The organism is Deltaproteobacteria bacterium GWA2_45_12 (assembly GCA_001797365.1).
Classification (GTDB): Bacteria; UBA10199; UBA10199; order UBA10199; family UBA10199; genus UBA10199.
In genome coordinates, this window is sequence record MGPH01000065.1 from 1 (window position 1) to 11,526 (window position 11,526).

Consider the following 11,526-nt stretch of genomic DNA (forward strand, 5'->3'; position numbering starts at 1 on the left):
AAGAAATCCTCGCCTTTTTTACTCCAATTCCCTGAAAATACCTATATTTTCTACCCCCAATTTGTTTATGCATCGAGTCGATCCACATCCCGCAACTTTTCTGGGCATTTGCCGAAACAACCATCTTGTAATGTCACCACCAAATATCAACATGACCAGGGGGGTCGGTGCTGGGTCTTATCGCCCGGGTGTGTTTGCCTCGGCAATGCTGGTCCCCCGTATGCCCTCAAGGCGGGTTCGCGCGCCTCTTCCACACAGGACCTTACATCAACTAGCACAGGGAACGTCCCATCTTCCCTCTTCTGATCAAGCTTTTGCCGAGGCTCTTGACCGCAGTCTGGGCTTGTATCGTTTGGGGAACCGCTTTGAAGCGGTTTATGATGCCATCAAAAGAAACCCCCGGGCCAGCCGGGCCCAGTTAAGACAAATTCACGGGGAGCATTTATCAAGAGACGAGAAAAGAATCCTGAATAGGGGAACCAACGCCCTTTATCAGGCGGCAAAAAGGGCGAATCAACTCAGGGTCGTATTCAAAAAAACAGAACAAGCTGTCAGGCAGGCTGCTCGAGCTCTCAAACATGCCCCCGATATTTCCACAGACCGGCTAGCGTTACGTTTTCCCGGTCTTCATGCCCAAGTGATTGGGCATATGGTCAATACCTATGGCACCTTGTTCTCATCACCCTCCCCTGCAAACAAGGCCCAGCGTAAGGAAGCCATTCATAAACTAGCCCAACTCCAGTTTGTCATTGATCAATTCAAATTCGTGCCCCTTGATGACCTTGATGGAATTCATGTCTATTTGGAAGACCCCTATCAAGTGGGGGTTGCCTTTTATAATGCGCTCGATTTTGCAAATGCTTATTCCAGGGGGCAATGGGACGCTCTTTCCAGACATGAAAAAATCCTGTTTCTTCATAGTAAGGAAAGCACGGGGGGATTTTCCGCAGGAACCGGCCTCACCGTTTTTTCATGTAATGGTATCAAGGGCACCACCCGTTTAGAAATGATGAAAGCGGCCTGTCAAAGGGCCCTGATTCATGAAGGGGATCACGAAATAGCCAAACGTTATTACAACGACCCTATTTCCTGGAAACAGGCAACGACCCCTGAAAAAATCAGGGAAATATTTGAGGCCTTGGTAAGACGAACACTTCAACTTGAATCGACCGCTTTCTTACGCAATTTCTTTATGGAAAAAGGGGTTCCCTTTTTTCATGACATCCTTGGCCGCCCAGCCTATGACCCCTTGGCCTTTTCAGATCAGTGTGTAAAAAAATTGGAACAATTGGGCTATTTTCCGGATGAAATCAAAACCATCTATCAGGAAATAATACTCCCCCTTTATGATCGATTGCGCCTTGAAGACTTCCAGCGGGCCCGGTTTATCAACAGCATTCCCTATCTCTTAACTTCCCATGTCTCCAATGCCGATCCACAAAACCTTGCCGTGATGGCACGCACTCTTATCGGATTTTTGCATTTGGCAGGGGTTGAAGCCCTCGCCGACTGGCCCTATCTGGCCACTTTTCATGCGGCCCTGCTGGCCATTGGGCCCGGCAAAAAAGAACAAGATCTTTCTCCTGCATTTTCACCGGCTGTCGCTTTGGGGCATCCTGTCTTCGGGGTCACACCTGTTATTCTTCCTGCCGTTAATAACGATGTTGTAGAAGCCTATGGCCAGCATTTATCTTTTGATAGGACGCCACAAATTGCAGGGGGGACCAGGCTTAACATTCATCAATCGGGGTTTCCCCAATGGTACACTTTGGGAAGTCAAGGGGACATGATCATGGAAGGACTTCCCCCGTTCACGGCCAGAATCATCGCTGATGACGAAGGGGTTTATATTTCAGACTTGCTCACTCCCGAAAATAAAACCTTCGGCCTGTGGGTTGAATGCGACGGCCATTGGGAACAACTATCCCCCGGACGCTTTCATAAACTGGGTTCTTTTACCGAAAAGTCTTATTCACTTCGTTTGAAATTGGGCGTTTCCGAAACTGAAACCAAAGATTTGCATGTTCGAATATGGCCAGCCCAAAGCAGATCAAAAAATCTGAAACAATGGCATGATAAGGCCGGTAACCATGTCAGCTTAAGTCTGAAAGAGGCGCATCCCGTGCATCTGGATATATTCAAACATAGGGTCGCTTTAGCCAACCAGCCCTCGGATCGCTATTCTGGTATAGCTGGCCTTTATGCAGCCACGCTCTTACCCAACAAAGATGGAAGCCTTACCCTCACATCTCAAAATCAGGGGGATACTAAAATCTATGTTATTAAAGGAATAACCAAAACCGCCGTCAACGAACCAGTCATTGTACGGCATGGGGATGTTATTGCAATAGATACTCCCGAAAGCGGCCCCCAACAAATTACATTGCATCTTCTTGAAGCCGAGGCCTTCCTCCAATGGAGCACTCATTCCAAATGTCCCGCTTGGGTAAATATTAATCTGTTTTTTTCACTTTATGAACAAGGGATTCCGCTCCGTCTCATGAGTGAGATTATTAAAAATATATTTTCGAATCTGTATCGCTTCTTAGATCCTCATTTTGTTCAAGACACACAAAATGAGATAGCAATAAAAATCTTTTTACAAAAAGTATGTCGACAAGGGCTTTCCACCACTGATAATGACATCGTTTGCATTATCAATTTTTTCAGCCATTTTAAAAATCTGACCAAGGGATTAACGGCTCACGAAAAACGGGACTATTTTAATCGTATTGTAGCAGACGATGGGTGCCAGCTATTATTTAATGAAAAACTACCAACTGACGGAGATTACCCATGGGTATCTTCTTAACAGCGTTGACGAAGTCCCAATCCATGGTTCGACGAAGCTCACCATGTCCTAGTATATACTTATACTTAACAAATCATGAACACCCTGCCTGCCCGCCTCTGGAGGGAGCCCCGTCCCGCGCACGGGATCCCGCTACGCGGTGATCGAAGGGTCGATTTGACTTTGTCAACAACCTTCTAGAGACCTTTTGGTTGAAGCCGCCCAAGGAAAAAAAGAATTGCTCACCTATGTCCGCCGAACATGGGAAACAAGAGTCGACAGAAACAATCGGCCACAAAGGCATGCACCTTCCACCTCTCCATACCTTCCTGAAAAATGGGCCCAGGGAATCACCTTGCCCATGATGCTTGTGGGTGGGCCCACCACTCTTCGCGCCCTGGCTCCCGGGAAACGTGTTGTTCAATTTTCTACTCGCGCTATTTCCATTCGCCAAATCATCCAGGAAATAGAGGCTCAACACATTCAAGAAGGCGACATGATCTTGCTTCATTTAGACAGAGTAGAGGATGACACCAACGAAATAATTATTTTTGATTCTGCAGAAAATTTGTGTTCTGAAAAGTTTTTAGAAGGGGTGGTTACAAGGGATCCGCGCACCCGTCAAAAAGCCCGGCTCATTTTGGATTACGAAAAAAACAACCCAGTTCCTCTTCACATCAACTATTTTGGATGGCAGGGTATTCCCCCCCAAGGGGCCAAAGAATTTTTACAAGGCTTTGTGAATCACTTAAGGCCCAGGGGAGATGATGGCGTTGTTCTGGACATACGGGCCGAGCATCCTCTTGTCATGGAATGGTGTGTAAACCTGCTTCAAGAAACCACAGGAATTTACGACAACCCGAATATCATCGGTTTACAAACCCATCCCATCCAAACAAGTTTTCCCCTGCCCTTGATTGACGCTCTGGAGCATCATGGAATTTTAAACTCCGAACAGGCGCTATCTTGAATGGGGGAACCTTAAATGGTTTGGGTTATCTCTTGACTCTATGGGGTGGTGCCGTTTTAGATACAGGAATGGATCAAGAATTTGGCTTTCTTGTGGAAACCTTCCCATCTTGACACACTCTACAAAGCCTGTTACCAAAACACTTCCCATGGCTGTATCGCTTCAATTTGTGAAAGAATGCATTGAAAAATCCCTCCCGGGCTCGCAGGTTTCCGTGCGTGATCTGGTGGGCGATGGCGACCATTTGGAAGCTTTGGTTGTCTCTGAAGCCTTTGAGGGAAAAGGATTGCTTGAACAACACAAAATGGTTTTTAACGCCCTGGGAGAAACCATGAAAGCCGACTTGCATGCCCTCAAGCTAAAAACCTATTCCCCAAGCCAGTGGGAGAAAACAAAACAATCGTAAGGGCGGGGTTACCCCGCCCCTACACAAAAAAATATGTCAACCATGCAACAACAAATCAAAGATACCGTTTCAAAAAACAAGGTCGTCATTTTCATGAAGGGAACTCCAGAGGCTCCTCAATGCGGCTTTTCAGCCCAGGCCATTAACATGCTTAAAGAAGCCGGCGCCAAGTCAGTGGTCGGCGTTGATGTCTTGGCTGACCCCAGCATCCGTCAGGGCGTCAAAGACTTCACCCAATGGCCCACCCTCCCCCAAATTTTCATCAATGGGGAATTTATCGGCGGCTGCGATATTGTCACTGAAATGTTCGAACGGGGTGAACTGCAGGAAAAATTGAAAGGGTGATTCGTAGGGACGCCGCTTGCCGCGCCCCTTATTAGGATTGTCCCTACATTCAGATTCAAGAAATCTCTCTTTTGACCGACTCCATAAAAATATCAAAAAAATCTTGTTCGATTTTTTGTCCCTCTTCTACAAGGGAAACACCTGTTTTCTGCTGAAGTTTTTTTATTTCTTCCTCAATAAAGTGTCGGTGATTTGTTTCTTCAGCAATGATTTGCGCTAATTCTCTTTGCACCACTGGATGGGGAGTTATTTTTTTGTATACAGGATAAATTTGCATGGCCCTTCGCTCAATCAAACAAGTCACAAAACAATAATTATAATAAGGTTCTTCCGTCCCTATTTGTTCTGAAAGCCACTCTGAAGCCGTTGCATCAAGCATTTGAAAATAGCTGATGGCTTCGTCACGACATAAATAGGTTTCCGCCCGTTCATCAAGAGCTCGGCTTAATTTTTTAAAAATAAGGGCATGACGGGTTTCGTCATTTAAATGTTCCAGAATTTCCAAGGCGGGGTGAGCTTGGCAAACAGTTTTACCAATCTTGCGCGCCCCAATCATTTCCAACAAAGAAAGGGTATTCAACCAACGCGCTTCAAGAGCTGTTTTTTCAACAATTTTAGCTAAAATTTCTTTCACGGTTGGGGAGCTATCGCAGAGAAAAATGAATGTCAAGGCAATGGCTTTATTGGGGAAGGAGTCAGGATACAGAAGTTAGTAGTCAGAATGGAAAAACTTTGGGGAGCTTCTTCTAACTACTGACCCCTGACTACTGTATCTTGACTCCTCTACTCCCCCTATTTATTGCCCTGGGAAATCGCGATCCATCACCGTTTTACGGCCATCTTGCTGGGCATGGGCAATGGCCTGGTCTAAAAGCTTGGTTACTTCCCGTGTCAACACTTCCATCACGGCAGATGACGTACTCATCTGGGATTTATCTTTAACGTATTTTTTTACCTTCGAAGCCACAACTAAAACATCACTCATAGTTACCCTTTTCTAGGACAAAACCTGTGAGGAACCAAACCTCAAAATCAAGTTTTCGCCAAAGTTAAAGAAATCAAGAGTGAGTTATTTTATAAAAAATGGCAAGAATTAAGGTCGCTTTGAAGTTTTTGTTAAGCAGCTTTCTTATGAGTGCTTTTGGTCAGACGAGAAATGCGACGAGAGGCATTTCTTTTATGAATAACCCCTTTTTGGGCGGCTTTATGAAGAAGGCTGGAGACCTGACGAAGCAAATTAGCCACATCATCCTTTTTGGCTACTTTCAATTTCTTGATAGCGGCTTTGACTTTGGCACGCATTTCGATGTTCTGCGCACGGTGTTTAACACTTTGACGATGCCTTTTTAAGGCGGATGGATGATTAGCCATAAATTTGATCTCCGTTTAGGGAAGGGAGCTTTTATTAAATCCCCCCCTCCCTTGTCAAGCACCAATGTCGGTTGGCTCCAGCGACGAGCCACGCCATTAAAGTTCTAACGCGCCGTGTCTTGTTGCCACCTAGAAGGCCTGTTACACTTACTTCCGTATGTCATCATTCCGAACTCATGGTCATGTTTGGGGAATTCATCGTGTCATCACGCCGGCTTACACCCTTCCCCAAAATGCCCAAAAATTAGACACCCGTCTTCCCATTTTTGATAATGAAATCTTGATCGAAGTTTCCCAACTGCAGATTGATTCGGCGAGTTTTCATCAACTCGTAGGGGCGCCGCTTGCCCTGCACCATACGGTGTCAGGGCTTGCTGCGCCCAATTTGGGGGCGCGGCAAGCGGCGCCCAATTTAGGGACGCAGCAAGCGGCGCCCCTACGAGACCATATCCATCAAATAATCCAGACCCGCGGCAAAATGCATAATCCCGTCACCGATTCAGGGGGCGTGTGCCTGGGAAAGGTCATCCAAATAGGGCCCAAACACCCTTTAAAAGAAATATTCAAAGTGGGAGATTCCATCATCACCTTGGTTTCACTCACGCTAACGCCTCTTCATATCGATGCGATCACCCATGTAGATAAAAGCAAGGAACGCGTGGATGTCACAGGGCACGCCATTCTTTTTGCTTCAGGCCTTGCGTCCAAAATTCCCGATGATCTGCCCTTGGGCGTAACTTTAGCCGCTTTGGATATTTGTGGAGCCCCGGCACAGGCTAAAAGATTTGTTAAAGAAGGAAGCAAGGTTTTGATTATAGGTTTGGGAAAAGCCGGAAAAAGCATGGCGGCCATGAGCCAAATATTGGGAGCCAGTGTTTACGGTGTGGACACTTCCCAAGAAGCCGTGAGCTGGTGCCAGGAAAATTTGAAAGGGCATTTTGGTTTGATCGATTCAACCCAAACCCTCAAAGTGCATGAATGGGTGCATAGCCAAACCCGTGGCACCATGGCCGATGTGGTCTTGCATTCAACCAATGTTCCTGACACTGAAATGTCCGGCATCCTTTCCTGCCGTGAAGGAGGAACAGTTTTATTTTTTGGCATGAACACCTCTTTCCAGCGCGTAGTCTTGGGTACTGAAGGCGTGGGCCACGATGTTCATTTGGTCATGGGAAGTGGGTATGTACCCGGCCATGCAGAGCTGATGTTCAATTTGCTCCGAGAACATGCGTCATTGAAAAAATGGTTTGAAGAACGATTTACGTAGGGGCGCTGCTTGCCGCGCCCAATTTGAGGGCGCGGCAAGCAGCCAATTTGAGGGCGCGGCAAGCAGCGCCCCTACAGGAGAAATCTATGCAAACATATATTGAAACATCCACATCATCTGCCAAACCCTACTGGCAACGCTTTAAAAAATGGGCCCAGATTACCCCCGAGCAATGGAACGACTGGCACTGGCAATATCAAAACCTGGTCACCACTCCTGAAGAATTTGTGGATTTGTTCCCCATGTTTGAAAATGAAGTGAATGGCATCCGCTCCACACTGGGAAAATACAAATTCACAGCCACTCCCTACTATTTGTCCTTAATCGACGAAAAAAACGCCGAATGCCCCATCAAACTTCAGACAGTCCCCTCACGCCTGGAAATGCGCATTGAGCCCGGTGTGGATATGCGCGACCCCCTGGCCGAAGACACCGACATGCCCGTCCCCGGTCTGGTGCATCGCTACCCCGATCGTGTGCTGTTTTTAATTACCGAAATCTGCTCGGTCTATTGCCGTTTTTGCACACGCCGCCGTGTTATTCTGGAAAAAGCCAGCCATATTGATCGCCAAATTGACCAAGGCATCGGGTACATTCAAAACCATCCGGAAATCCATGATGTCATCATTTCAGGGGGGGATGCCCTTGTCGTGGGGGAAAAACTGCTCGAAAGTGTCATTTCACGCTTGCGTGCCATGCCCCACATTTACACCATCCGCATCGGCTCACGCATTCCGGTGGTATGCCCCATGCGTATTACTCCAAGCCTGGTGGCCATGCTCAAAAAATACCAACCCCTCTACTTTATGACGCATTTTAACCACCCCTACGAAATAACCCCGGAAGCAAAAAAGGCTTGTGCGCTTTTGGTGGATAATGGTATTCCCGTTATGAATCAGTCGGTTTTGTTACGAAAGGTAAACAGTTGCCCATCGGTCATGCGCAAACTGTGTTACGACCTGATTGCCATGAGGGTGAAGCCCTATTACCTGTACCAATGCGATTTATCCGAAGGTATCGGGCATTTTAGAACCCCCATTCAAACAGGGATCGAAATTATCGAATCGTTAAGAGGACATATTTCAGGGCTTGCCATCCCCACCTTTGTGATTGATGCACCGGGCGGCGGCGGCAAAATACCCATCCTTCCTGATTACGTTGTAAGAAAAGAGAAGGATAAAATTGTTTTAAGAAATTACGAACAAAAGGAATACATATACCCGGAACCGCATGACACCGATTGCTCTTGCTCAACAAGCAAAGCCATTAAAAGCCAATTATAAGAGTCATCAGTCGTCAAGGTTCCAAAAAACGTGGTTTTAAATTTTTTTGATACAACAAAAATGTGTTTTTACCCAAGACCTCCGCTTTTATGCAGGAATGCAAATGATTCATGGCCTTGGTTGTTTTTTATTTCCTGAAAAACTGTATCAGCCTTTTTGAACCACACCAAAAAATAAATGGCTAAACTCAATCTGGACCGCGACAAAGTCGATACCTGTCGTGAACTTGCCGAAGGCTTGGTACGTCCCATTCAAAAATACATCGAGATGCACTCAACGGTATCCATCGAACGGGCCACGTTAAGACTCTTTGGATTAACAGGGGCTAGCTCGGACGGACCCACCCCCACCCCTTTAACCAACCTGTTTGTGGATAAAATTGACCGATACAAGCTTTCGCTTGGCGCAGCCACCTGGGTGGCTGCCGCAAAAATAAAGAACCCCAAAATTTCTTTTTCAGAAATGGCCCACAAAGTGGCCGAAGGAAGTTTGGACATCAACAGCCTGCCCGAACCCAGTTTTGAAGAAATAAAACAAGCCTTGAAACCCGGGGTGGATGAAACCATCAAAATGCTCGACGCCTCACGCCGTCACAAGGAAAAAATGCGCGGACGGTTTGGATACCAGTGGACCCCGTTTCGTTATTTGATTGTGGCCACGGGTAATATCCACGAAGACGTCAAACAGGCCGTCACCTGTGCCCAAAATGGAGCTGATATTATTGCCGTCATCCGTTCAACGGCGCAAAGCCTTCTTGATTATGTCCCGCACGGTGCGACCACCGAAGGGTTTGGAGGCACCTATGCCACCCAGGAAAATTTTAAAATCATGCGACAAGCCTTAGATGAAGTATCCGAAGAGCTAAACCGCTACATTCGTTTGTGTAATTATTCATCCGGCCTGTGCATGCCTGAAATTGCCGTAATGGGGGCCCAGGAAAATCTGGACTATCTCTTAAATGACGCCATGTATGGCATTCTTTTCCGCGACATCAACATGAAGCGCACTTTTGTCGACCAATATTTTTCGCGCTTGATTGTCGCTCGCGCCGGCATTGGCATTCAAACCGGGGAAGATAATTATTTAACCACGGCCGAAGCTTACGAAAATCATCACCAGGTTTTGGCATCTCATTTCATCAATGAACAATTCGCAAAAAATGCGGGGCTTCGTGAAGAACAAATGGGACTGGGGCATGCCTTTGAAATGGACCCGACCATCGAAGACAGTTTTGTCTATGAACTGGCCATGGCCCAGCTGGTGCGCGATGTTTTCCCGCGTCATCCCATTAAATACATGCCCCCCACTCGTCACATGACGGGTGATATTTTCACCAGCCATGTCTACGACGCCATGTTCAATCTGGTGGGGGTGGCCACCAAGCAAGTCGTGCAACTTTTGGGCATGAATACCGAGGCCATCCACAACCCACATTTGCAGGACCGTTTCTTGGGTTTAAAAAATGCCAATTACATATTTAATTCTGCGCGATCTTTAGGAGATGAAATTCAATTTAATCCCAATGGGAAACTGGCCCGCCGTGCAAGGTCTGTAGTAGACAACACGCTCGATTTCCTTAAAAAAATAAAAGAACACGGACTTATGGAAACCATCGAAAACGGCTATTTTGCCAATATGCCACGAAAAAGAGATGGGGGCCGTGGCCTGGAGGGCGTTTTCCAAAAAGCACGCCGATATTGCAACCCTTTCATGGATATTCTGCAACCCAAGGAGAGGGATTGATAACGTAGGGCGAACACCCTCCTGAGGCGGGCAGGCAAGGTTCGCAACAAATCATTTTCCCTCCTCCTCTATCGATGCTATCCTTAGTTTTCTCATGACCACAATAATCAAACCCTTTGGCGACATTCATGGTGACGGGATGGTTCAATTATCCTTCACCCTTCCTGTTCAAACTTCCCCCGAAGCAAAACAAGCGGCCGTTGAATTTTTGAAAAAAATGGGATTTGAAAAAATTTTGGTGGCTCATATGGAGGCCATGAGCACGGAAACCACTTTTTTTGTGGTGTATGGAAGCACAACCCACGAAATTGATTTTTCATCCATAAAGGTTTCTAAACTTGAAAACCCCGTCCTCAATTTTGAGGATGTTAACAAATTGATTGAAGAAAAAATCGGCCGCAAATTGGTGGTTGTAGGGGCTTGTATCGGGTCGGATGCCCATACCGTGGGCATTGATGCCATTTTTAACATGAAGGGTTTTGCCCATGACTGGGGTTTTGAACGTTACCCATGGATGAAAGCCCACAATTTAAGGGCGCAGGTTTCAGTGGAGGAACTTGTCAAAAAACTTGTTGAGCTAGAGGCCGATGCCGTGCTGATATCCCGGGTGGTAACCCAACGTGACGAACACATTGTGGAACTTAAAAAATTTTTGGAAGTACTAAAAAATACTCCCGGCATCAGTCCCAAGCTCATCAAAATTTGCGGAGGCCCACGCATTACTCATCAAGATGCGCTTACGTGGGGATATGATGCCGGTTTCGGTCCGGGCACCAAACCCTCGCAAGTGGCCAGTTTTATTGTTCACCGATTTGTACAAGGTAAGGAGTCAGTAGTCAGTAGCCAGTAGTCAAAATAAGAGAACTGTTTTTTGTATTTTTCTCCTGACTCCTGAATTCTGAATCCTCACTCCTTCTTAAAAATGGCTGCATCCAAACTTACAGTAACCTTACGTACTCGCATTTCAAACAAAGACATTCACTATGCTGAGGGTTTAGCCAGCGGTTCCAAAATTATGGAATTGTTTGGCGATGCCGCCACGGAAATTTTGATCCGGCATGATGGTGAAGAGGGCCTGTTCCGGGCCTATGAAGAAGTTGAATTTTTGGCCCCCGTGTATGCAGGGGATTTTATCGAGGTGCATGCCACCCTTGTTGGAGAAGGCAATTCATCGCGTACAATAGACTTTGAAGCCGTGAAAATAGTTGAAGCAAGCCGCGACCCCAAACATCCCACCCATGCAACGGTTCTTAAAGAACCCATCTTGGTGGCCCAAGCCATGGGGACCTGTGTGGTGAAGAAAAAACATTAGCAGCTTCGCTGCTAGTGCTCTGACCATTTAATTATTAT

11 protein-coding genes and 1 pseudogene are annotated in these 11,526 nt (G+C 46.6%); 9 read left to right on the forward strand and 3 right to left on the reverse strand.

What is annotated here, in order from left to right; all coding sequences use genetic code 11:
* The 4 genes and pseudogenes from A2048_10510 (at position 1) to A2048_10525 (ending at position 4,512) form a co-directional block, all read left to right on the forward strand.
* Positions 1–2,812: pseudogene (locus A2048_10510) on the forward strand (hypothetical protein).
* A 187-nt stretch (positions 2,813–2,999) separates the two neighbouring features.
* On the forward strand, positions 3,000–3,761 hold the full coding sequence (locus A2048_10515) for a hypothetical protein (GenBank protein OGP07344.1): 762 nt from the start codon (positions 3,000–3,002) through the stop codon (positions 3,759–3,761).
* A gap of 148 nt (positions 3,762–3,909) precedes the next feature.
* On the forward strand, positions 3,910–4,167 hold the full coding sequence (locus A2048_10520; GenBank protein ID OGP07353.1) for a hypothetical protein: 258 nt from the start codon (positions 3,910–3,912) through the stop codon (positions 4,165–4,167).
* Between the two features lie 33 nt (positions 4,168–4,200).
* Positions 4,201–4,512: a monothiol glutaredoxin, Grx4 family gene (locus A2048_10525; GenBank protein ID OGP07345.1), complete on the forward strand. Its 312-nt coding sequence runs from the start codon at positions 4,201–4,203 to the stop codon at positions 4,510–4,512.
* A gap of 55 nt (positions 4,513–4,567) precedes the next feature.
* Here the strand turns inward: A2048_10525 and A2048_10530 are convergent, their stop codons facing one another.
* The 3 genes from A2048_10530 to A2048_10540 form a co-directional block, all read right to left on the reverse strand.
* Positions 4,568–5,146, reverse strand: a complete 579-nt coding sequence (locus A2048_10530) for a hypothetical protein (GenBank protein ID OGP07354.1) — start codon at positions 5,144–5,146, stop codon at positions 4,568–4,570.
* A 162-nt stretch (positions 5,147–5,308) separates the two neighbouring features.
* Positions 5,309–5,497, reverse strand: a complete 189-nt coding sequence (locus A2048_10535; GenBank protein ID OGP07346.1) for a hypothetical protein — start codon at positions 5,495–5,497, stop codon at positions 5,309–5,311.
* Positions 5,498–5,628: 131 nt separating this feature from the next.
* Positions 5,629–5,883: a 30S ribosomal protein S20 gene (locus tag A2048_10540; protein OGP07347.1), complete on the reverse strand. Its 255-nt coding sequence runs from the start codon at positions 5,881–5,883 to the stop codon at positions 5,629–5,631.
* 157 nt (positions 5,884–6,040) lie between these two features.
* Here A2048_10540 and A2048_10545 point away from each other — a divergent pair, with 157 nt between their 5' ends.
* From A2048_10545 to A2048_10565, 5 genes are all read left to right on the forward strand, one after another.
* Positions 6,041–7,150: a hypothetical protein gene (locus tag A2048_10545; GenBank protein OGP07348.1), complete on the forward strand. Its 1,110-nt coding sequence runs from the start codon at positions 6,041–6,043 to the stop codon at positions 7,148–7,150.
* An 86-nt stretch (positions 7,151–7,236) separates the two neighbouring features.
* On the forward strand, positions 7,237–8,433 hold the full coding sequence (locus tag A2048_10550; GenBank protein ID OGP07349.1) for a lysine 2,3-aminomutase: 1,197 nt from the start codon (positions 7,237–7,239) through the stop codon (positions 8,431–8,433).
* Positions 8,434–8,610: 177 nt separating this feature from the next.
* The gene (locus A2048_10555; protein OGP07350.1) at positions 8,611–10,176 is read left to right on the forward strand and encodes a D-lysine 5,6-aminomutase subunit alpha; all 1,566 of its coding nucleotides are present in this window, start codon (positions 8,611–8,613) and stop codon (positions 10,174–10,176) included.
* A gap of 94 nt (positions 10,177–10,270) precedes the next feature.
* Positions 10,271–11,026: a hypothetical protein gene (locus A2048_10560; GenBank protein ID OGP07351.1), complete on the forward strand. Its 756-nt coding sequence runs from the start codon at positions 10,271–10,273 to the stop codon at positions 11,024–11,026.
* Between the two features lie 72 nt (positions 11,027–11,098).
* Positions 11,099–11,488, forward strand: a complete 390-nt coding sequence (locus tag A2048_10565; GenBank protein OGP07352.1) for a 3-aminobutyryl-CoA ammonia lyase — start codon at positions 11,099–11,101, stop codon at positions 11,486–11,488.
* Positions 11,489–11,526 lie beyond the last annotated feature (38 nt).